The sequence below is a fragment of the Spirochaetales bacterium genome (assembly GCA_016930085.1).
Classification (GTDB): domain Bacteria; phylum Spirochaetota; class Spirochaetia; order SZUA-6; family JAFGRV01; genus JAFGHO01.
Genome location: JAFGHO010000125.1, coordinates 22,747 through 45,765, shown reverse-complemented (window position 1 = coordinate 45,765; position 23,019 = coordinate 22,747). Strand labels below are relative to the sequence as shown.

The following is a 23,019-nucleotide window of genomic DNA, read 5'->3' as shown; positions in this document are numbered from 1 at the left end:
AGAAACCTGATGCAGATATTCAGCCGTGCGTACAGAGAAAAATACCCGCTTGAATGGAAAAAACTTCCCCGCCGGATATTCGTCCCCCTCCTGCTTACCCTCTTTGTCTGTGTTCTGCCGATGTATCTGCTGTATACGAACAATACCGATGAAATGCCGTTTGCCCTCATTATACCTCCCCTGACGATTTCCGCCGCCTGCGGTCTGGGACTGCTTGCGATACTCACCCTCATTCTGCGAAAACCGGCCTCAGCCGGGTTGTGGAGCGCCGCTTTGATGGCGGTCTTCCTGAATTTCAGCACGTTGAAGTCCCTCTCCGGGGCCGTACTGCCGTCTATCGACACGATTGCGGGGGGTATCGTATTGAGTGTGATTCTCCTGACAGGATGTTTCTTTCTCATCAGGGCGGTCGAGAAAAAGAACATACAGTCAAAGATCGCGCTGATCTTCATGGCAACCCTCGGCTTTCTGCTTTTGTCTGCCACCATCGGTATTGTCCCTTCGATCGTCCGGATCATGGGTGAACCGAATGTTTCACGTTCCTCTTCACAGGATCGGGGAGATATCACGCGCCGGGTAACCGATGATCCTCAGATGGTTTCGGTGACGGAGAAAAAAGAAGGGAAGACGGATATATACCTGTTTATCATGGATGAATACGCGGACTTTACGGTATTCGGGAAGTATTATGACGAGAGTGAAGAGGCCTTCAGGCGGTTTCTTCTTGACATTGGCTTTTCTATCTCCGATTCCAGCTACAGCAATTCCCTCTCGACACCCAAGTGCATGGCGGATCTGGTGAACCTGGATTATGTGGCAACGGAGAAAATGACGGATAAGGAGGCCCGGACGCTGAACGGAGAAACCTCTGCGCTGTATGAGGCGTTTCGATCGCTGGGGTATGCATTGTATCAGGTATCGACCAGTAACGGCTATTTCAATTCGATTATGAGTCTCAGGGAGCCGGAGATCCTGGAAAAAGTCCGGTACATGACGGAGAACGGCTCAACGGTGGAGGATATCGCGGCGGACAAATCGATTCTATCGATTTTCAACATAATGGAAACGCCGGGCGATGAGGATATAACGGAACACGAAGCCTTGCCGCTTCTGACAACGGAGGAGGTCTTTGCCTCGGAAGGATACCGGACGCTGCATGAGGATTGGAAACCGTGGGTGAGCAACGTCCTGGGCATATTCGATTTTTTTCAGGAACCCTCGAATCCGGATTTTGCGGAGAAAACCGTTGTTTTTTCATATATCTGCTGCCCCCATGTGCCGTTCCTCTTCAAGGCAGACGGCACCATTCTGCACGAGGGGCGGCGCACCTGGTCGGTCAAGGACTATTATGCAGGCCAGCACCAGTTCGTTTCGAGACGCCTCCGGCTTGTGGTGACCTCGCTTATCCGCCGCAATCCCGGCTGCGTCATTATTTTACAGTCGGATCACGGGATCAGAAACCATGTCGCGAAACTCCGGATCGAAGAGCGCGACGCGTACCGGATCTTCAATGCCGTTTATTTCGGCGGCAGGAGACTCGATATAGAAGGGAAGTCCGCCCTCAACACACTCCGGCTTATTCTGACCAGTCTGGGCGCCGAAGGGTATCCGCAGATCGACGAACCGGTGAGGGGCGTGATTGCCGGGGGGAACGAAGACGGGGATGCCGGAGGGTGAAGGGGCCGCCTCTCGATATATTGAACAACGATAATTGTATGGAATGTTCATTTTTACGATAATGATGCATTGCAGCATTTCATCCCACTAGAACATACTGTTTTATTATCCTTTTCGCCGATGATCTGTTGTACCAGTCGTGTTCGACCAGTTCAATTACCGCAACCGTTTCCGTTCCCAGGGCATACGACCGGTGCTTCTCTATGTAACGGAGCAGCCCCGCCGGATCGCGCAGGGGCGAGGTGAACCTGCAGAAGGTGGCGTGGGCGGATTCGGAGCGGTAGCGTTCGTCGTTTTCGATACCGGCTTTATTCGATGCGTGAATGGCATCGTAAAGGAGGACCTGATTCATGCCTGCTCAACGGTCACTTTATCCGTTCGCATAATTTCGACAGGGGAATACCCGGCATGAAGACGTTGACTCGAAACATGTCAATGCCGTTTATTTTTTCCGCCATTAGCCGTTCACCGAGAACCTGCATGGTCATAAGATACAATACGTTCATGTATGCCGTATAATACTCGTCGGTTTCATCGTATGTCACCTTTGCGATGTGTTCCTCAGGCAGGACATAGATCAGATCGTACATACCGTCTTCGGGATCGTCAAAACGGACGGCGACGTCGCCGACAGACAGCGCGATACCGTCGACGGTAAAGGGCTCGAATTCGGTCAGCCTTGGAAAGAGGGCGACGGGTGAAAGCAGTTTCAAAGAGGGGGCCATGCTCACGATCTTTTCCGCCAGGCCGAAGAGTTCCTTTCTGCACCCCGTTGTGATAATCAGCCGGTTTTTACCCCCGATTATTTCAGACATGATGAGGGCGTCCAAACCCGTGTCGATGTTCTTTATGGACAACCGCAGGATTTCCCAGTCTTCGGGCGTCGAGAGTTCGGAATGGAAATACTTGGTTTCGTTTTCGGCAACCGTATTCCAGAAGACGGTAATGAGGGTACCGGACGCGTCGGCAAAGACAGGTGATGATCCAAGGAAGAAAAAGAGATAAACTAAAAAGTTCGGTTTTGTCATATTCATACCCCGTCGAATATTACTTTGTTTTATAATGGGAAGACAAACATACTGCTTATTATGTCAAATAAATCCAGGATATTCAATGACACTGAATAGTAATTGCCAAACGACAGTTTAAAAACTAATTTGAAAAATACTAATATAATTTAATCCGGGTTTCAAGCCGTGTGCTTTGTGAGATACAATATTGTGATGATTGTTGCGGGTATATTGGCGGTTATTTTACATTGTTTTTCATGAACGAGGATGATTTGAAAAAGAAATTCATGTTGACCTTCCGTCTCTTTTCATTGTTAAATGGACCCGTTGTATTTAGTTGTCCGGCTGATATTTTGTAATATTTCTGCCGGGTCATAATAAATAACGGGAGGATACAATTATGGAAAGAAAATTTTATCTGAAATATCAGGCTGCCGCCGGGTTTTTAATTATTTTTACCTGCTCATTCTTTTTCTTTACCGCCTGTTCCAGGGTCGATATTTTCTCCGATAATGAGAAGGAATCGCCTGAAGACGAAATACCCACTCCGGTACCGACCACGGCACCGGCGACGGCTCTTCCAACCATAAAGCCGGACGTTTTTTTTGTCTATGCCGATTCAATGTTGTGTCATTTCACCAAAGACACCGATAACGACGGAACAGACGATATCGATGATCCTGCGTTATTCATCTCTTATTATTCCGATAGAAGCGGAATCGATAACATCGTTATCCCCGATCACTTGTTTTTATATCAACCGGTCATTTCCGATCATACCTATTCGCACGGTGACCGCTCCGTCTGTACGATCTGTCTCGACAAGATGGATATCGACTGCGACTATTGCTATGATAACACCGGCGGCATGATTATCATGCCCTTCAAAGGGGAATTGCTGTTTCCCGACACAAGGGTTTTACTAGATCCTTTGACCGGTGACGGGTCAACATGGGGAAAACCCGACCCGGACGCCGTCGATTACGCCGGGAACATCATATTGCATATGGAGTTACGGTTGTGTTCGTCTTCCGGACAGGAAGAAAAAAGAATATCCCCCGTGGATACCGTCGCTTTCTGGAATCATGATAATACAATAGCGTATTTTGAATCCGAAAAGTCCAGTTCGAGAATTATCTGGGATATGAATGTCGAATTTTTAAAAGACAGTTTTGACAGCCTAGAGGAAGTTCAAATCTATATGATCATGGATATACCGATACGGGGTTCAGGTCCGTCTGCACTAAAAGCCACGGCGTTCATCATTCCCGAAGATTATTTTAACGGGACGCCATACAGATACGGGACCGATGCAATGAAAGATCCCGATGTCGAATATATCACGATGCCGTCGATACGTTTTTTTTATTGATGATGAATCACCAAACGGCAGCCGTTCTGTATTTGTTTCGACATTATTCCTGTCCCCAAAGCTTGTGATAATACAGACGCCCGGATACCTTTCACAGTTATTCCTTGACATTGATTAATAATGCCCGTACAATGACATCAATGGACCCGTCACCTTTTATAGAAGAGGATAAAAACCGCACGGGACCCGGTTCCCGGGAGTATAGCCGGACACCGGCTTACGGTATCAGGGAAACAATCAAAAAACAGCGTGATTTCTTTTCGACCCATCAAACAAAGGATACCGCTTTCAGGCTGGAACAGCTGAAGCGGCTGCGGGCGGCGGTAAAGGAGAATGAAGAAAGTATCTTCTGTGCCCTGCGGCGGGATCTCGGGAAACCGCGGTTCGAGGCCTATTCGTCGGAGATCGGTCTGTTTTACGATGAAATCGGCATGCATATAAAAAAGCTGAAAAAATGGGCGAAGCCCGTGAACGTTCATACCCCCCTTCTTCATTTTCCCTCATCGAGTCATATCTTCCCGGAGCCCTACGGCGTCGTGTTGATTGTCGCAACGTGGAACTATCCTTTCATTCTTCTTGTGAATCCCCTGATCGGTGCGATTTCGGCGGGAAACTGCGCCGTCTTGAAACCGGCGCATTACTCCCGTCACACGAGTGATGTCATGGAAGAAATCATATCGAACGTCTTCCCCCCCCATTTTGTGAGTATGTTCAAAGGCGGCAGGGAGGTCAATCAGGCCCTGCTGGACGAGCGGTTCGACTATATCTTTTTTACGGGCGGCATTGAAGTGGGGAAACTCGTCATGCGTGCCGCGGCACGGGATATCACACCGCTGACGCTCGAGCTGGGCGGGAAGAATCCCTGTATCGTCGCCCGCGATGCGGATACCGATCTCGCGGCAAAACGTATCGTGTGGGGCAAATTCTACAGCGCGGGCCAGACATGCATCGGTCCGGATTACCTTCTGGTTCATAAGGATATCGAGGAAGCGCTTCTTGGAGCGATGAAAACATATCTCGACCGTTTTTATGGAAAAGACCGATTCAAAAGCAGCGATTATTCACGGATCATCAATGAAAAGCATTTTATGCGGCTTTCCTCGTTACTGGGGCAGGGGGAGATCGTTGCGGGGGGGCGGGCGGACAGGGAACATCTTTTTATCGAACCGACCATTCTCCGCAACTGTCCGCTCGACGGGACGATCATGGAAGAGGAAATATTCGGGCCCGTTCTGCCGGTGGTCTCCTACGACCGGCTCGATGAGGCGGTCGATATCGTCAATAGTCATTCGCATCCTCTCGCGTTGTATCTGTTTTCAAACGATAAAAAAACGCAGGAGGAGATCCTTCGCACGGTTCCGTTCGGCGGGGGGTGCATCAATGACACCCTCGTCTTTTTCGCCAATCCCTTCCTTCCCTTCGGCGGCGTGGGAACGAGCGGAATGGGCCGGTACCGTGGCAGGGCCTCGTTCGATACCTTTACCCATTATAAATCGGTCATGAAAAACTCGTTGGGGATCGATAATCCCATCCGGTATCCGCCCTATAAAGGGAAATTACGGCTGTTGAAAAGATTTCTGAAGTGATCACTCGACGGAAATGTCGAGGGTAAAGGGGCCATCGCCCAATAAATCGGGAAAGTATGAATCCACCCCGATAATATAGGTGCCGTCTTCACCCACGGGAACAGGGTAAACGATGGTTTCCTGTCCGTCGACACCCTCGTCTTCCGCCCCGGCCACGCAGCTTCCCTCCGGGTTCAAGGCATCGGTAAAAAGGTAGAGTGCCGGGTCCCATCCGTCGGGGGTAATTATGATCGTAATCGTTTCTCCCCCGGTGAGGGCGATGCTGTAAAAGAGATCACTCCCTTCGGTCGTCCAGCCGACACAGGAGTCCGGGGTCATGGTGACGGCCTGGTTCGCGTCCGTATTGTCCGCCGCCACCTGCGCGCTTCCCGCAACGAGTTCGACCGGTTCAGCGTTTTCCGGGGTTTCATTTGAACCCGCGGGTGTCGGTTCGGAGGTGGGTGCTGCGGTCGGGACATCGGTCGGCCCGGGTGTCGGCACTTCGTCCTCGCCTTTGTACGTATTTTCGGTAAAGGGATTGTAGAAAATATCATTACAGGACCAGATGAACCCTGTGCAGAGCGCAAGCAGTATGAGTTTTCGGACGCCTGGTTTCAAACCTCATCCTCTCATCAATAAAAAATCCGTTTCTGCTTTTTTCTATGCGGGGATTGTTCCCTGATACAAATATAACGGTAATCGATTGGGATTTCAATGAAAATGGGGGGAAAGGGCTACGGTTATCTACTCGTCCAGTCCGAGTTTTTTGAGAATACGTTTCATAAGCCCTTCTTTGGGGGCTTTTATATCGATCCCCCCAAGGAGGACCACCCCCTTTATCACAATGGTAGGACACCGGGGATCGTCCGTCTGTGTGCTTTTGTCATCGACACCGCCCAGAATCGACACGCACTGGTTTTCCACATTGACGCCGGGGGGAACGGTGATTTCGATGCCGCCCATCATACAGAAGACATTGATTTCGGTAATCCCGGGCGGAAACACTGCGTTCGTGTAATCGAGATCGACGCCTCCCATAAAGGCCACCATGTTTGTCGTTCTGGACGGTTTCCATACCCCTTTCCGTTCGGTGCCGCCGAAAATACTGACCATGACGCTTTTATCCCTGACCTGCCCCCTGTTTATTGAGACGGGGAATGCCGTACCCGCATCTCCGGGGCCGGGCTCCTCGTTTATTTCCGGCAGATCGTCGACGAGTTCAATGAGGTCGGCCTTCGATTGTGTATTGATCGCGATATTGAGACGTTTCTCGAAATCCTGCTGTTCGAGATGATCGTGGGTAAACCCGTATTTCAGCCGTTCGATGACCTTTTCACGGGCGTATTTGGATATACCGATATCGAGTTCTCTTCTTTCCGGCATGGCGGGCTCCTTTTTTCATCAGGATACCGTATATTTTTACGACGGTCAATAATAAAAAGCAAAATGGGAAAGATAACCGGGTCCGGGTAACCGGTCATTCCATCCGGTTGTTTTTTCATTGTTTTTACATTTATTTTACAGGTGTATGACAACCGGCATGATTCCCTTTGCTATACTTTCATCATCATTTCAATGACGGAGGTGCCGGTTATGATAAAGAACGGCCATTTTTTTCCGGTATTAGCGGCCTGTATTATGTTTTTCGCGTGCGGTATACACGGGTATGCCGAAGAATCAAGCCTGCCGGGTATCACGGTTACCGGTAAGGCTGAAATCAGACTCGTCCCCGATTCGGTCGACATCATCATATCCGTAGAGAAACGAAACAACGATTTGTGGAAGGCAAAAAAGGAACACGATGATGTGCTTCGAAAGATCGAGGGGGTGATGAAGAAGCATAAAATCGGGATAAAACAATTGAAAATAGATTATCTTTCCATCGCGCCCCGGTACGACAATTGTTACTCGAAGGAGAAATTCCTCGGCTTTTTTGTCTCCCGGTCGATGCAGTTGACACTTACAGACCTTTCCGTGTTCGAGGGGCTTCTCGCCGATTTGTTTACCTCAGGGATTACCTCGATTACCGGAATCCGCTTTAAAACAACGGAACTCGAGAAGCAACGGCATGAGGCACAACGGATGGCGGTCCTGGCCGCGAAGGAAAAAGCCGGGCGGATCGCCGGGGAACTCGGTTTCAGGGCAGGCAGACCGATATCGATTGTCGAAGAGACGGAAGGTTCTTCAGCGTGGCCGTATGCCGGAAAATCGTGGGTGTCGAACGCGGTCTATTCGTCTCCCGGTGAGGTATCCGACCAATACGGAACGTTATTTCCGGGAGAGATACCGGTGTCGTCGGTACTGCGGGTGACCTTCGAGATCGTAAAATAACGGCGGTGTGTGAAAATCCCGGGCTTTACCAAAACGGGTATTCCGCGGTATAATGGTTTTTTCCTTAAGGAACGTATTTTTGCAGGAGGAAGCGGTGATTATCGATTCGAGGGCGTTTGCCAGGGCCGGGCTTTTGGGAAATCCGTCCGACGGCTATTTCGGCCGGACGATTTCGATAAGCGTGCGGAATTTCGGCGCCCGAATCGCCCTCTATCAGACGCCGAAACTCCATATCGAACCCCAGAAACAGGACGTGAACACCTTTGACAATATCTACGACCTCTTCGAATCGATCCAGCTGCACGGGTATTACGGGGGTGACCGCCTCATCAAGGCGTCGATCAAGAAATTCTTCGAATACTGCCGGGAGCACGGATTTCGGCTCGAAAAGAAAAACTTCACCGTGCAATACCAGTCGACGATTCCGCGGCAGGTGGGGCTGGCCGGATCGAGTGCCATTGTCACGGCCATGATGAAGGCCCTGACCGCCTTCTACGATATACCGATTCCAAAGGAATACCTCCCCACCCTCATCCTCCAGACGGAAGTGGAGGAACTCGGCATCAACGCGGGCCTGCAGGACCGCGTGATCCAGGTATACGAGGGGTGCGTGTACATGGATTTCGAGAAGAAGCACCTGAGGGAAAAAGGCTGCGGAAAATACCGGCAGCTCGACCCGGCGCTGCTTCCGGGGCTGTACATCGCCTACAGGCTCGACCTGGGCAAGGTATCCGGCCAGGTGCTGAACAATATCCGCACCCGTTTCGACGCGGGGGACCAAACGGTGATCGACACCCTCTGCCGGATCGCGGATGTGGCGCGTGAAGGCCTTGCGGCCCTCGAAGCACGCGATGACGGGACCCTTTCGCGGCTGATCGACGAGAATTTCGATCTGCGCAGTTCGATCATGAATATCAGCCCGGAAAACATGAATATGGTCCGTACAGCGCGGGCGTGCGGCGCTTCGGCAAAGTTCGCCGGTTCGGGCGGTTCGATTATCGGCATGTACAGGGACGACGAGATGCTCAACCACCTCATCGTCGAAATGAAGAAGATCGGGGCGCGGGTTATCAGGCCGTATGTAATATAAATTGCGCGGGGAATTTTAAAAACGGATGCAATTGACGCAAGGAGAGAAGGATGATAAGAAAAGCGGTTATTCCGGCAGCGGGACTGGGAACACGATTTCTGCCCGCGACAAAATCACAACCAAAGGAGATGCTCCCGATTATCGACACGCCCGTCATCCAGTACGTGGTGCAGGAGGCGATCGATTCGGGAATCGACGATATCCTCATCATATCCGGAAAAGGCAAGCGCGCGATCGAGGATCATTTCGACCGGACCACGGAACTCGAGGCCCTGCTCGAAACCAAGGATTCGAAGGACCTCTATAACGAAATCCGGCGCATCGGGGAGATGGCGAACATCCATTATATCAGGCAGAAAGAACCGAACGGGCTGGGGGACGCGATTTCCTACGCGAAACAGCATGTGGGAAACGAACCGTTCGCCGTGCTTCTGGGAGACACGGTGATCGACGCGGTCATCCCGGTCACCCAGCAGCTGATCGACATCTACGAACAATATCAGCACAGCATCATCGCGGTGGAAACGGTCCCGGACGACAAGGTCTGGCGCTACGGGATCGTCGACGGCCGTAAGGTGAGCGACCGGATCTGGGACGTCAAGGATCTCGTCGAAAAACCCGAACCGGGGAAAAGCCCCTCAAACCTCGCCGTCGCGGGCAGGTACATCCTCACCCCTGCGATTTTCAAGACCCTGGAAAAAACGGAACGGGGAAAAAACAACGAGCTTCAGCTGACCGATGCCCTGAAACTTCTCTTGAAACGTGAAGACATCAGCGCCTGCGTGATCGAGGGGAAACGCTACGATATCGGGAACAAACTCGAATACCTCAAGACGGCCGTCGAGTTCGGTCTCAAGCGCCATGAATACGCAAAGGATTTCCGCGCGTTTCTGACAGCAAAAATCAAGGGCGAAACGGGAAATGCGGAATAGGGTTATTGATTCCTGTTGAATAAATTTTTTTTATAATTCATAAAATTTCTTTCACGATTTACATTAAGAAAATTTCTCACAGAGTTCACGAAGCGCACAGAAAAATAAATTTGAATACATATAAAACAGCAGGATCCAATATTACATTATCAATAAATTATACTGACAATTAATTATATTGTCAGTATTTCCGATTGTAATGAGTTTGTCAGTATCTTTTATTATAACGAATTAGATGGAATAACCTCTGTGAGAGATTCCATTTTCTTATATAAGTATGCAGAAGGTTTGCTTGTATTCATCATCGACCCGTATCTCTCCGGGTCCTTGAACAAACGAATGAACCGGTATAAGCTGTGCGTGCAATAAACGATAAAGGAGCCCGCCATGATACACCCCGAACGCTTTTTCGATCCCGATCCTTCGGTACGGAAGATCGCTGCCGAACTCTACGATGAGGTGAAAAACCTTCCCCTCATCTGCCCCCACGGCCATGTGGACCCCGCGCTTTTTGCGAAGAACGAATCCTTTCCCGATCCCGCGCACCTCATCATCATCCCCGACCACTACGTCTTCCGCATGCTTTATTCACAGGGCATCAGACTCGAAAACATCGGGATAAAACCCCTCGACAACTCCCCCTATGAAACCGATCCGCGAAAGATATGGAAGCTTTTCTGCGAGCACTTTTACCTTTTCGCCGGGACCCCCACCGGCATATGGCTGAAAACGGAGTTCGAGGAGGTCTTCGGGGTGGAGGAAAAGCCGGAAGGGCGGAACGCGATGCGGATCTACGACCGGATCGCGGAAAAACTCGCGCAGCCCGACTATCTCCCGCGCGCGCTGTTCGAGCGTTTCAAGATCGAGGTGCTTTCGACGACGGACGGCGCAGCCGATACCCTCGAACACCACACGGCGATACGGGAATCCGGGTGGAAGGGGACGGTCGTCCCCTGTTTCCGGCCTGATGACGTGACAAATCTCCTTCATCCCGCATGGCGCACGAATATCGGCCGGCTTTCCGGGATCACCGGGATCGACGTCACCTCCTTCAAGCGATTCATCGAAGCCCTCGAACAGCGGCGGGCCTTTTTTAAATCGATGGGCGCGGTCTCGACCGATCACGGGATCGAGGAGCCGTATATCCGGATGCTTTCCGAAACGGAGGCCGCGGCCGTTTTCGAAAAGGCGCTGTCCGGCGAAGCTGACCCGGAAGACGCACGGAGGTTTACCGGGCACATGATGATGGAAATGGCGCGGATGAGCACGGAAGACGGGCTCGTCATGCAGATCCACCCCGGCTCCTACCGGAACCACAACCTCGGGCTGTTCAGAAAGTTCGGACCGGACAAGGGAGCGGATATCCCGGTCGCGACCGAGTTCACGAGGAACATGCGTGAGATCCTCAACACCTACGGCAACAATCCGAAGTTTACCCTCGTGGTCTTCACCCTCGACGAGTCGACCTATTCGAGGGAACTGGCGCCGCTCGCGGGACATTACCCCGCGATGAAACTCGGGCCGGCCTGGTGGTTCCACGACAGCATCCGGGGCATGATACGCCAGCGCGAAGGGGTCCTCGAAACCGCGGGGGTGTACAACCTCATCGGATTCATCGACGACACGCGGGCCTTCCCCTCGATCCCGGCGCGGCACGACATGGCGCGGCGGGTGGACTGCAACTACCTCGCGGGGCTCGCCGCCCGCCACATCATCGATACCGAAGACGCGCTGCGGATGGCAAAATCGCTGAGTTACGGGCTTTCGCAGGAGACCTACCGGGTGTAGGGGAGTGCGCGGCGGTTGCGGGGGGACGAAGATTGTTTCATTTTCCTGTGTCACAACAGAGGAAATGGGACGGGAGAAAAGGTATACAAACAGACGAAAATGAGTAAAGGATTAATAATCGGAGTTATTTTTATACTACTCGGTATCATTTTAGCCAACATAGGTGCAATAGCCGGTATCGTTGTACTTATCGAGAGTTTGATAAACAATAAAACCGGTTATCTGGAAAACAACATGTTTCTCTACATAAGTCCTTTGCTGGAAATAATAGTATTGATAATATCAGTGAGAATAATAAGGCAGATATTGTCGTTTTTAAAAAATGATTGACATGGCAATTACCCCCTGCCTTTCAGAAGGTTGACCAGTTCGACCTTGTTCTGGACCCCGCATTTTTCATAGATGTGCTTCACGTGGGTCCGTTCCGTATTGTAGGAGATATGCATGGCGTACGCCGCTTCCTTGTCTTCTTTGCCTTCGAGTAAAAGCAATGCGATTTCCTTCTCCCTCGCCGTCAGGCCGAACCTGCGGCAATTTTCCTCGAAGCGATAGCGTTCGTCCTCTTCGTTTTTACCGTGACGGATCGCGTCGATGATCCTTTTTTCGACTGCGGATTCGCTCTCGTGCTTTTTTGCTTCTGCCAGACCGATAAGCGCCGAGATTTTCGCAGCGAGTTCCTCGATATCGAAGGGTTTGTTGATATAATCCACCGCGCCGCGGGCGATCGCCTCTATTTTTTCCCGCTGCGACGTTCTGGCCGTTATGAAAATGAACGGGACCGCTTTGAATGCGGGTTTTCTTTTTAGCGCTTCATACAATGCATACCCGTCCATTTCGTCCATCATGATATCGGAAAGGATCAGATCCGGCCGGGCGATACGGGAGAGTTTCTCCATTGCCGCCCTGCCGTTTGACGCACAGAAAACGTTATAAGTTTCGCCCAGCCGTTCGGCAAGGAACGAAAGGAGGTCCGCGTTGTCTTCGACGATGAGGAGGGTCCGCCTCCCCTTTACGATCGATTCTGTTGCGGCCTTCGGTTTTTTTCGGAAACGGGCGTGGATATCGCGTTCAAGCGGTCCGGTTTCCACGGCATCGGGAGAGGGGGGCTGGCCGGGCAGTCTGATGACGAACTCGCTGCCCTTTCCTTCCTTGCTTTGTACGGTAATGTCTCCGCCCGCTTCTTCCGTTATTTTTTTGACGATGTTCAATCCCATACCGATGCCCCGGGAACTTCTCTTTCTGTGGGACAGCTGGTAGTACGGCCTGAAAATCGTATCAAGACAATCCTTTGGAATACCGGTCCCGGTGTCCCTGACCCCGAAAAGAACGTCGTTTTCTTTTCCCCATAGCGACACACGGATTGAGCCGCCCGGATCGGTATATTTGATCGCGTTTTCGACAAGGTTGTTGATGATACGCTCGGCCGCCGCCGGGTCCATTTGAACATAGAGGCCCTCCGTGATATCGGCCGTCATTGAAATGTTTTTTCCACGGGCGAGTTCGATGAACAATGCCGTTTTCATGTTCACCAGGTCACTCAGGTTGATAATCGGGCTGTGATCGTAGAGCGGACCGCCCCCTTCGACTTTCTCGAAATCCATTACATTGACGATATCGCGGATGAGTTTTTCAAAGTTCCTTCTGACGAGATCGAGGTCGCCGTCCGGTCCTTTTTCACTAATGTATTTGTTGAGGTAGTTTTTTATCAGTGTGAGGGGGGTCTTGATTTCATGGGCGAGGTTGATGAAAAAATCGGTCTTTTCCCTGTCGAGCCGTTTGAGGCTTTCACGCTGTGCGGTGATGGTTTCGTTCGATTTCTGTAACGCCGCCTGCTGACCGTCGGAAAGACTGACGAGGCGTTTCATTTTTTTATAAAGCTTTTCATAGTGGCGGAAGAGGGTCTCATACGCTTCTCGCCGGATCGTCTTTTCGCTTTTTTTTTCTTTCAATATCGCTGTGCATTCGCGGATAACGGCTTCTTCACCGGAAAAAAGCGCGCCCGAAGCTTTCATTCGTTTGCGTCCTTGCAGGTGATATGGAAATCGAGGTGGTTGATGTCCTCCTTGAACTCGATTCCGTATTGAAGGGCCTGCTGGTTACGGCTGTCATACACCCAGTAAACGGTGATTTTCTTTCCCCCGCCCGCGGCCTCATCGAGGATATCGAAGAAATCGAGAAGTATCTTGGATGAGCTGCTGTTGAAATATTCTATTTCAAGCCGCACATTCACTTTTCCGATTTTTGGCGTCGCCATAAAGGTGTTCAGCCATTCGAATACGGGGGTGTAGAACGCCGAGGTGTTTTCGGGATACGACACACCGCTGATCTCGAGAGATGCGTGTTCGCTGTCGAACACGATACGGGGCGTACACTTTGTTGCTTTGATAACAAGATTTTCCATATTTCTTTCCTTTATATAGTCGCGATAAATGAAAAAAAAGAACGAGCGTTGTCTATTTTCTTGAAGGTATATTCGATTGGTTTACTCACCTTTCGGGCGACTTCGATAAAACCGAGACCGGCCTTCTGGGTTTTGTTCACGGATTTCTGCCTTCGCTGTTTTTTATAATAGGTATCCAGTTCCTTTCTACTCATATGGCCGAGGGCATCCAGTTTCTCCCGGATCGCCGCTATCCTGTCGTTATCGATGTAATTGCCGCCCTGGATATAATAGCGGTGATTTTCTTTGCCGACGACGATGATACCGCATGCGAGTGTCTGTTTTTCCGGTGAGGAGGGGAGGTTGGGGGTGCGTTCCGCGGAGTGATGGATGATGTTCTGTGTTTCCTCGACAAGCACGGAGAACAGATCGAGGATAATCCTCGTGTGTTCGCCTTCGAGTTCCATTTTTCTCTTGATTGTCGCACCGATCCCGATCAGCAGGTCCTGTGTGAACGGCCCGGTAAAGCAGCAGATGATACCGCTTTTTTGTATTCCGTCTTTGAATGTATGGAGGTCATTGATCATGATTCATTCCCGATTTTACTTAAAAAACACTTACGGTGCAAGTGTTTTTCACTGTATTGAAAGGCGCTAAAACACCTGTCGTTTTTATGTATACAAAGGCAGCCGTTCAGGCTGCCTTTGTACGACAATTGTCTTAATTTTTGGCTTCGAAATGACCCCAGCTTACTGAACATTTGTAGCGGACATAGTACTTGCCGTCGATTTTCGGCGGAAGACTTTCCGCACCTGCGTACTGGTTGGTCAGATCGACCCCGTTGACTTCGAGAACGGAGAGGTTCCATGAATTGATATAATTCCCCAGCGAGGCCGCTTCCCAGCAATGGTCGCCCGTCCCATCGTAGACAAAATCCGGAGTGATTGAAGAACCCGGGGTGCAGGTTTCGCCCGTCTGCGGTGTGGGGGTCGGATCAGGCGGTGACGTTGGAGTTGGTTCCGGCGGAGTGGTGGAAGTTGGTTCCGGCGGAGTGGTTGGTGTGGGGGTCGGCTCGGGGTCGTCCGAAAGCATGAGGGTTTTAATGTACAGCCCCGATGCGGTAAGATCGGCATCGTCCCACGGGCCGCCGATATTCGCATCCGCTTTCAGTGCCGCCGATGATTCGGATTTATTGCTGAAGTTCCAGTTGATCCAGGTGAGGTTCCTCTGGTTCATCCAGTCGACCCACACATCGGATTCGGGGAAATAGGTAACGCCGTTCGAACCGCCGGTCGAATCGCTTGTCCCCCATTCGGAGACGATGACCGGCAGTCCGCTGTTGAGGGCGTAATCGGCCTTGTCCCTGATAGACTGATAATGGGTCCCTGCGTAGAAGTGGAGGGCGTACATGATGTTCGTGTACCCGGTAAGGGGGTCGTCTGCTGCCACGTCGAGGTCCTGGCACCAGTTCTGGGTCCCGACGATGATGATATTGTCAGGATCGATCGCCCTGATGGCGGGGATGATGACGGTTGCGTACGATTTTACCGTGGACCATGAGACATTCTCCGGTTCATTGCAGATTTCATAGATAATGTTTGGATACGATCCGTAGTCGGCCGCCATTTCCTCGAAAAAGGCAAGGGATTCCGATGTAAAGTTCGTCGGATCGTTATGAATGTGCCAGTCAATGAGGATATAGATACCCGCGTCAAGGGCGTCGTCGATCATCTCGATCAATTTGTTTTTCATGTATTCGGGCTGCGCGATGTATCCGCCCCAGTAATCCCCGTTTTTATAGTCTTCGATATACATGGCCGGGCGGATGACCTGGATATTCCAGTCATAGACGAGGTTGTGAATCGTGTGTTCCTTCATGAACGGGAACCACTGAAGTCCGTGGGAACACATTCCCTTGAGGCGTACCGGATTCCCGTTCTGGTCGGAAAGTTGTGTTCCCGATACCTGAAGGCTGCCGAATCGGCTGACGGCACTGACATAACCCGGCGGGGGGGTGGAGGTGGGTAATGCCCCGGGCGGTTCGGTAGGTCCGGGAGGCATGGTTTCCGAAGCGAGATAGATAAAGTTAAAGTTGAAATCCCCGTGCATCACGATTCGAAGCGTATGGACTCCGGCGCTTATGGGAATACCCCCGATAACGCTGTCCTGCCAGCTTTGCCACGCGCCGGTGTTGGGAATTTCAACCGGTCCGGTGACGTCGGTACCGTCGAGTTCGATGTAAAAACCGTCGGTTTTTCCAAGCGGACTCGCCACACGGACGTAGACGATAAAGATATCCGAAGCATCGACAGCCAGATCGTACTGAAGCCATTCCCCGTCAGTGATCCAGCCGACATTGTAGCCGCCTTCGGCGCACGGTTCGATATCGACGTCGTCTGTCCGGTAGGTGTTCCCTTCATTGCCGCCCGTTGAATCGGAATATCCGGTGTAATCCTCGGCTTCGAGGAGGATCCCGGTGCCCGTTCCGGGGACGGAGGTCTGTTCGGGGGTCGCTTCCGGGGTCGGGGAGGGCGTCGGTGTCGCTGTTTCGGTCGGCGTCGGATCCACGGGAGTCGTAAGGGTCGGTGTATTCTCCGGAGTCGTGGTCGTGGTTGTTTCCGGCGTCACTTCAGGTGTCGGATCCTGTCCCGAACCGGGTTCCGTACCCCAGACAGACTCGCCGCCGAGATAGAGACACACCCTGTCCCACGTCGTATAAGCGGTGAGTGTGTGGTCCTGGGAGTAATCGTCCGTCTCGTCGTACGTACGCCAGTCCGCCCCGTGCCAGGCACACTGGATTTCACCGGAATCGGTACCGCTTGAAAGCGTTCCCGCTTCTGCCGTAAATCCGATTTCACAATAACGGCCAGCGCCCGTTAAGGGGGGTGTTATATCCTGGAACGAACCAGTAACATTCGCGGACCCGGCCTGAGCCCACCAGCAGCCGAACACATCCCCGGCCGTACCGTCGGGCGTGTACCAGTAGCGTATCGTAAGATCGGATAAGGAGACGGTTGTTCCCGAATCATTGTAGATTTTAAAGTACGCCTTTATCCATTGTTCCTGTGTATGGGTATCCGGCGTTTTGTACTCGATATGCCATGATTGTGCGGAAAGTAACGTACAAATCATGATAAATACCATACAGAACATGCTTTTTGTATAACCTTTCATAGTATACCTCCTATATTTTATTCAGGATGTACCATACGGTTCGTATATAGTCCGTAATACCGCATGGCTGTTCCCGTGGTACAGACAAAACGTAATACGAAATAAACGGTAAAGCTATTACCAATACAGGTGAACAATTATCACCAATACCGGTGATAAGGCGTCCGGACATTGAATGAACGGGCGATACATATGAAGAACTCATGTAGGGGGAATATTCTATGTTTTTTTAGCAAAAAACACTTATTGTAAAATAACATCAAATAGTTTGTGATAAAAGTGCGTGAATATCCTCGGGATAACCGTAAGCTTGCATTGAGTTCGTGTTTATGATAGTATAGGGCAACGAAAAGAAAATACATTAAAGAAAGAGGTAAAAAATGTATCGATCAATACTGCACATAATGAAAAAATATTTTCGAATATGTAAGAAATCCGGGAAAATCATCGCGGTAAAGATGTCGGAAAAAAAGCATCTGTTTTTTCTTCCGGTCATAGGTATTCTCGCCATCGTCTGGTTCCTTATACGAACGGTTCCAAAACCAAGCCGGGCCGCATATCCCTGCCAGCGGATCGCGGCAGGCATCGGTGTGAGTTTTATATCGTTTCTTGCCGGAATTCTCGGTTCTTTTACCCTTTTCAAGAAAATCAAGGCCTTTACAAAGAAGATGAGCGTCAAGACTGCGCTTTTCTATATGGTACTTTGCATCGGAGCGGGACTTTTTACCTCGTCTCTGGTCAACACGATCATCGCCGAGCAGCCTGTGGTCTATGCGGACTGGAATCCGGCCGATCCCGCCAATTCACCCGTCGGAACGGCAAAGGGAATCAATCCGGGACGTGTCGCATGGGCGCACAATCCCGACGCGACGGCGGACACGCCTTCGGGTTCCTGGTACCAGTCGGGTAATACCAATCAGCAGGCGGTAAACCGGATGATCTCCGACGCGGTCATGACCCTGGCCGGAGAATCGGACGCATCGAGCGCGTGGGACGCGATTTTCCGGTATTTTAACCAGAATCACGGCCGGGGGGCATCCGGCTACAGCAGCGGCGAGACGATCGCGATCAAAATAAACACGGTCAACACATCCTCCCAGAACAAAATGGGAAGCGCGATCGACGCGACGGCGGAAACAGTGCTGGCTGTCGTCGAATCACTTGTTTCGCATGCCGGGGTGCCTGCAAACAATATCGTCGTTTATGACGGCGGTGTGGGCACGATAGGAAATTATGTGTACACCTGCGTGTCGCAGGCCTATCCGAATGTCCGGTTTGAGGCGACCATGGGTTGGGGTTCCGTGGGGACCGTCCAGTGGGTGGACAATGGCATCACCTATTCGGGTATCTCCTCATCGAATGCCCAGACGCGTCGCGTCGCCCGGTGCCTGTGGGACGCCGAATACCTGATCAATCTCGCACTGCTGAAAAAACATGAAAGCGAAACGGCGGTCACTTTATGTGGTAAAAACCACTTTGGATCGATCCAGAACTGTCGTGACATCCATACGGCGATCAATGACCATAGAAACGGGATGGGAACGTACAACTGTCTCGTCGATCTTCTGGGGCATCGGGAAATCGGTGGCAAAACGCTTCTTTTTATTATCGACGGTCTCTGGGGCGCTCCACAGATCAGCGGAAACCCGACACGGTGGAGTATGGCTCCCTTCAACAATGACTGGCCTTCCAGTATATTCATGTCCCAGGACGGCGTGGCGATCGATTCGGTCGCACTGGATTTTCTCAATGGCGAATGGACGCTCTGGGATAATGCCGATAATTATCTCCATGAAGCGGCGCAGGCTGACAACCCCCCCTCCGGAACCTTCTACGATCCTGAAAACGACGGATCGTCTCTGCAAAGCCTGGGTGTTCACGAGCATTGGAACAACCCGCAATCGAAGCAGTACTCGCGAAACCTCGGGACGGGAAACGGGATCGAGCTTCTCGCGACTTCGGGCGGTTCACCGACTTCTCCGCCGACCGTGACCAGTCCCCCTGTCGTGACAAACCCGCCGACCGTGACCAATCCCCCGTTCATGACGGACCCACCCTTCGGGACGAACCCGCCGGCAGGCGCTCTGGGTGATGTCAATAACGACGGTTCAGTCTCTATCGTCGATGCGCTGCTTACGGCGCAGTTCTACGTGGGCGCTAATCCGCAGAACTTCGATCAGAGCAGGGCGGACACCAACTGCGACGGACAGATCAATATCGTCGACGCACTTTTGATCGCGCAATATTCGGTGGGATTGATTTACCAGTTCTGCTGATACGAAGCCGATACAGTGAACGGTAATGATGGAAATCCCGGCACGGTTCCTGCGGATCAACAAAGGTTACCGTACCGGTAATTTATCGGACTAATTGATATAAACAAATGGTTTCCGGAGAACGTTTCTCCTTTGGGAGTCGTTTGTTTACATTCGATGTGTTTATGGAAATAGCTTTGTTCATGTGTCGTGCCTTTTTTCCTTGTTGATGCGATAGAGTACTTCCCGAACAACAACCCCCATAACCTTTTTATTAAATTTTTTTACGAATTTCATGCCGATTTTTTCACCTACCCGTATCGAAGGAATATTGTCTAGTTTGGTGAACATATAGAGAGTGTCGATGTTAAGACGGTGAAACGCATAATCGATACATGCCGCCGCCGCTTCCGTTGCGTACCCTTTTCCACAATACGCCCTTTTAATATGGTACCCGATTTCAGGTAACAGCCTGCCTTCTATTTCCTGTATTGTAATGCCGCAGTCGCCCAGAAAGTCCTCGTTTTCTTTCAATATAACCGCCCAAAGTCCGTAGTTGTATCGTTTATAACTCCCGATATTACGGTCGATCCATTGTATTATTTCATCGCGGGTGAAGGGCCGGGGATAATATATCATCAAGCGGGGATCGGAAAGCACTTCCGACAGTTCATTGACGTCGTCGGACGCCAGTTCACGAATCATAAGGCGCTCTGTTTCGATGATTACACTCACGGTAATGATATTATACAACAAAAATCCCGGTATGTTAATCCGAATTCTCACAATCGGCTATTCTTTTATCCGCAAACCGGTGCATGATCGGCAGTATTGGCGAACCGTGAAGCCTTTTCTGTAATTCTCGTGCCGTATATAGAGAATTATCGGTTCCCGAAAATAGTCGATGTCAGCGTTCATATTATCTCCTTTCTGTAAAGCTGACGGTATACGGTTTATCTTTATCGCACGTCGTTCTCCATGTCTACGTTTCGAATATGACTTTTATGGCTTTTCCCCGCTGTTATCGGTGTATAAACATCCTGGTCGAAATCTTTGTCATACAGATCACGATGTTGTTATTTTATGTCCTTGATGAAATCATTGACATACGTATCCTATTCGGAATCCTCGATTTCTATTTTCTTTTGATGGATCGTGTTGATTTGACGGATATCATTTTTTAACTAAAACCGCGGCGTGGAACCGAGAAACGAGAATGTCTCTTCGGCGTGAAGATGATGTTTTTAAGGGGGGTGCCGACGCTTTTCACGATCCGGTAGCGATCATGCAGGAGACCGTTTTTTATAAAGATACCGATAGACTCCTTAGCCATTGGTGTCCCGGTTTCTGTTTTTAGTTTGGTTCATCCGGAATATGATCTCCTACATATAAAAAGATTAAAATAAAGCACGAAATGCCATCGGTAAATCGTATATTTCATCTTTAGCATATATATATTATTACGGGAATTCAAGTTTGATGGTTATCAATGTATTTTCTACCTTATATATTCAATTACTTGGATAATTCTCGATGATTATAAGTTTGTATGACTTTTATTTTTTTATGAAAAAAATCAATGCCGTACGCACTTTTTGAGCGTTATATAATGTGTGAGAATAATTAACCAAGGAGTGGTGTATGATACAATCAGATCCGCATGAATTCCATTTTATTATTACGGATACAATGAAAGAAAAGTTGAGAAATCTCCATTTGTTCCGTACAAGAATATCGTTGTCCAGGGTCATTGTCGGAATTATATCTATTATTGATCCTTTGATTGTAAAGGAGCATCAATGGGGAAAACAAAGAATGAGTCGATATCGACCGGTATCACTTGATCGCGATGAAATCAGGGAACATGTACATGTGTATTTTCCTGAAGATGTGTATCGTAAGATAAAGCTGCTGCATGCGGACTTAAATTGTTATAGTATCGCGCAGCTTTTGAGGGGGTTGTTGGAGTTGTTTTTTGCGATGGTTGAGAAATACGGAAATAAAGTGATTGAAGAATTTGAGAAAAGATTTAAGCAATGGAGTAGTGAGGAGAATAGCTTACGGCAGTCCCTTCAGAGGAATTTACGACAATTGTCTATGATAATTCAACATCTACCAGGTCGAAATGGATCAATTTCCATGTATACGAGTCATTATTTACCTTTTTGGATACTTCGTCTCTGAAAAACACATATACCACCCTTACCACGCTTCCCATATCTACATCCCGGCCGGGACAAACAGAATAATTTTCCATGATACGTCGATTTTAATTATGGATACCGCCATATCTCTAGTCATGCGGAAAGGCTTTCTCACTGAGGTCATACATCCTGAATTTCCCCGCCGTATCTTTTCTTAACGTTCCCACGACCGTATAATACCAGCAATCGTTTCTGATCATAAAGACGATCCGGTCACCCTTGATTTTAAAGAAGATTTTATAGATGATCGTGATATCTCTTTCCGCCCCGTAATCGCCGGGCCAGTCGTACCTGCCGGCCGTGTAATAAATCCTCTTCTCCGTCTCATCCAGCCGGACGATCTCCCGTTCCTTTCCCATGCAAAACCAGATATCGAGGGTCTTCCCGTACCACTGGCCTTTTGTGAGGCTGCTTTCGTACCATTCCTCGCGGATGACGAAGAAATCGTTCATCACCTCAAGATCACGGACCGCTTCATCGTTGAGGATGCCTTCGACCGCCTTGAAATACGGGAGGATGTCTTTTGTCAGAAGCGATTCGGTACAATCGGCATGGACATACGCCGATGCGATAAGAAAACCGATAAGCAAAAAACCTTTATTCATATCGTTACTCCTTTATATATATGGTATTTTCCGTACCGGCAAGTCGTCATTTGTTTTGGACAGGTTATTTTTTCATACCATATCGGCCCTGAAAAAAATGATAGGCTGTTGTGTGCGTCAAAGTCAAGCCGGTTTTGTTTTTTGACCCACGAGTGCTATATTATTTTGTAGAAAAGAAGAAAGTACATTAAAACAGGAGGAAGGAATGAAACATATAGCCCTGGTACTGCTTCTGCTTTGCCTGTTCGTTTCGTGCGGTTTTGACGATGAGTGCGTGTGTGGAACCGTGATCGAATATCCCTTTGATATTCCCCTGCAGGCCGTCAAAGTGTCATTGAATGTTTATAACGATCCCGATAAATATTTTGGAATTTCGTATGTCACCTATACCGGGCTCGATGGAACGTATTACTTTGAGGTACCCGGTTTGGGGAACAAATATTATGATGTTACCCACGAGCGCTACGGCTACCATTATTATGACGGCGGCTTTGCCGGTTCTTACGATACGTGGGGATGCGCCACGATTGTCATGGAAATAGACTGATATGTCGCCGAATCAATAAGCGGCAGGAATAATTTACCTGTTTTTTTTTGCGAATATTACCATGCTGTTATAGAATAGCAGATAAATTA

The 23,019-nt window shown here is 49.9% G+C and carries 20 protein-coding genes; 10 read left to right on the top strand and 10 right to left on the bottom strand.

Annotation, left to right across the window (positions count from 1 at the left end):
- Nucleotides 1–9 precede the first annotated feature (9 nt).
- On the top strand, nt 10–1,677 hold the full coding sequence (locus JW881_21050) for a hypothetical protein (protein ID MBN1700011.1): 1,668 nt from the start codon (nt 10–12) through the stop codon (nt 1,675–1,677).
- A 79-nt stretch (nt 1,678–1,756) separates the two neighbouring features.
- Here JW881_21050 and JW881_21045 read toward each other — a convergent pair whose 3' ends face one another.
- Together JW881_21045 and JW881_21040 are read right to left on the bottom strand one after the other, a co-directional pair.
- Nucleotides 1,757–2,029 (bottom strand): hypothetical protein, encoded by a 273-nt coding sequence (locus JW881_21045; GenBank protein ID MBN1700010.1) that lies wholly within the window; start codon nt 2,027–2,029, stop codon nt 1,757–1,759.
- A gap of 13 nt (nt 2,030–2,042) precedes the next feature.
- Nucleotides 2,043–2,705, bottom strand: coding sequence for a hypothetical protein (locus JW881_21040; GenBank protein ID MBN1700009.1), 663 nt, complete (start codon nt 2,703–2,705; stop codon nt 2,043–2,045).
- 382 nt (nt 2,706–3,087) lie between these two features.
- On the opposite strand from JW881_21040, the gene JW881_21035 reads away from it, so the two are divergent.
- A complete protein-coding gene (locus JW881_21035) occupies nt 3,088–4,059 on the top strand; it encodes a hypothetical protein (GenBank protein MBN1700008.1) in 972 nt (323 codons plus the stop codon).
- 140 nt (nt 4,060–4,199) lie between these two features.
- The gene (locus tag JW881_21030) at nt 4,200–5,645 is read left to right on the top strand and encodes an aldehyde dehydrogenase (GenBank protein MBN1700007.1); all 1,446 of its coding nucleotides are present in this window, start codon (nt 4,200–4,202) and stop codon (nt 5,643–5,645) included.
- Here JW881_21030 and JW881_21025 read toward each other — a convergent pair whose 3' ends face one another.
- Nucleotides 5,646–6,242 (bottom strand): hypothetical protein, encoded by a 597-nt coding sequence (locus tag JW881_21025; GenBank protein MBN1700006.1) that lies wholly within the window; start codon nt 6,240–6,242, stop codon nt 5,646–5,648. It lies immediately after the preceding gene.
- Nucleotides 6,243–6,368: 126 nt separating this feature from the next.
- On the bottom strand, nt 6,369–7,007 hold the full coding sequence (locus tag JW881_21020) for a hypothetical protein (protein ID MBN1700005.1): 639 nt from the start codon (nt 7,005–7,007) through the stop codon (nt 6,369–6,371).
- 210 nt (nt 7,008–7,217) lie between these two features.
- On the opposite strand from JW881_21020, the gene JW881_21015 reads away from it, so the two are divergent.
- The 4 genes from JW881_21015 (at nt 7,218) to uxaC (ending at nt 11,765) form a co-directional block, all read left to right on the top strand.
- Nucleotides 7,218–7,955 carry an SIMPL domain-containing protein gene (locus tag JW881_21015; protein ID MBN1700004.1) on the top strand — a complete coding sequence of 246 codons (738 nt, stop codon included), beginning with the start codon at nt 7,218–7,220 and terminating at the stop codon, nt 7,953–7,955.
- A gap of 79 nt (nt 7,956–8,034) precedes the next feature.
- Nucleotides 8,035–9,045 (top strand): hypothetical protein, encoded by a 1,011-nt coding sequence (locus JW881_21010; GenBank protein ID MBN1700003.1) that lies wholly within the window; start codon nt 8,035–8,037, stop codon nt 9,043–9,045.
- A gap of 50 nt (nt 9,046–9,095) precedes the next feature.
- The gene (gene galU / locus JW881_21005; GenBank protein MBN1700002.1) at nt 9,096–9,977 is read left to right on the top strand and encodes a UTP--glucose-1-phosphate uridylyltransferase GalU; all 882 of its coding nucleotides are present in this window, start codon (nt 9,096–9,098) and stop codon (nt 9,975–9,977) included.
- A gap of 387 nt (nt 9,978–10,364) precedes the next feature.
- The gene (uxaC, locus tag JW881_21000) at nt 10,365–11,765 is read left to right on the top strand and encodes a glucuronate isomerase (GenBank protein MBN1700001.1); all 1,401 of its coding nucleotides are present in this window, start codon (nt 10,365–10,367) and stop codon (nt 11,763–11,765) included.
- Nucleotides 11,766–12,103: 338 nt separating this feature from the next.
- On the opposite strand, the gene JW881_20995 is transcribed toward uxaC, so the two are convergent.
- The 4 genes from JW881_20995 to JW881_20980 all read right to left on the bottom strand — a co-directional run bounded on the left by JW881_20995 (nt 12,104) and on the right by JW881_20980 (nt 17,319).
- Complete coding sequence (locus JW881_20995) at nt 12,104–13,777, bottom strand: response regulator (protein MBN1700000.1); 1,674 nt, start codon at nt 13,775–13,777, stop codon at nt 12,104–12,106.
- Complete coding sequence (locus tag JW881_20990; protein ID MBN1699999.1) at nt 13,774–14,166, bottom strand: DUF1987 domain-containing protein; 393 nt, start codon at nt 14,164–14,166, stop codon at nt 13,774–13,776. The genes JW881_20995 and JW881_20990 overlap by 4 nt, the downstream gene beginning before the upstream one ends.
- An 11-nt stretch (nt 14,167–14,177) precedes the next feature.
- Complete coding sequence (locus JW881_20985; protein ID MBN1699998.1) at nt 14,178–14,732, bottom strand: SiaB family protein kinase; 555 nt, start codon at nt 14,730–14,732, stop codon at nt 14,178–14,180.
- A gap of 133 nt (nt 14,733–14,865) precedes the next feature.
- Entirely contained in the window at nt 14,866–17,319 is a 2,454-nt protein-coding gene (locus tag JW881_20980; GenBank protein ID MBN1699997.1) for a cellulase family glycosylhydrolase, read from the bottom strand.
- Between the two features lie 458 nt (nt 17,320–17,777).
- On the opposite strand from JW881_20980, the gene JW881_20975 reads away from it, so the two are divergent.
- Nucleotides 17,778–19,595 (top strand): DUF362 domain-containing protein, encoded by a 1,818-nt coding sequence (locus JW881_20975; GenBank protein MBN1699996.1) that lies wholly within the window; start codon nt 17,778–17,780, stop codon nt 19,593–19,595.
- A 180-nt stretch (nt 19,596–19,775) separates the two neighbouring features.
- Here JW881_20975 and JW881_20970 read toward each other — a convergent pair whose 3' ends face one another.
- Entirely contained in the window at nt 19,776–20,279 is a 504-nt protein-coding gene (locus JW881_20970; GenBank protein ID MBN1699995.1) for a GNAT family N-acetyltransferase, read from the bottom strand.
- 936 nt (nt 20,280–21,215) lie between these two features.
- On the opposite strand from JW881_20970, the gene JW881_20965 reads away from it, so the two are divergent.
- Nucleotides 21,216–21,758 carry a hypothetical protein gene (locus JW881_20965; GenBank protein MBN1699994.1) on the top strand — a complete coding sequence of 181 codons (543 nt, stop codon included), beginning with the start codon at nt 21,216–21,218 and terminating at the stop codon, nt 21,756–21,758.
- Between the two features lie 109 nt (nt 21,759–21,867).
- Here JW881_20965 and JW881_20960 read toward each other — a convergent pair whose 3' ends face one another.
- A complete protein-coding gene (locus JW881_20960; GenBank protein MBN1699993.1) occupies nt 21,868–22,383 on the bottom strand; it encodes a hypothetical protein in 516 nt (171 codons plus the stop codon).
- A gap of 205 nt (nt 22,384–22,588) precedes the next feature.
- Between JW881_20960 and JW881_20955 the strand changes: the two genes are divergently transcribed.
- The gene (locus JW881_20955; GenBank protein ID MBN1699992.1) at nt 22,589–22,930 is read left to right on the top strand and encodes a hypothetical protein; all 342 of its coding nucleotides are present in this window, start codon (nt 22,589–22,591) and stop codon (nt 22,928–22,930) included.
- Nucleotides 22,931–23,019 lie beyond the last annotated feature (89 nt).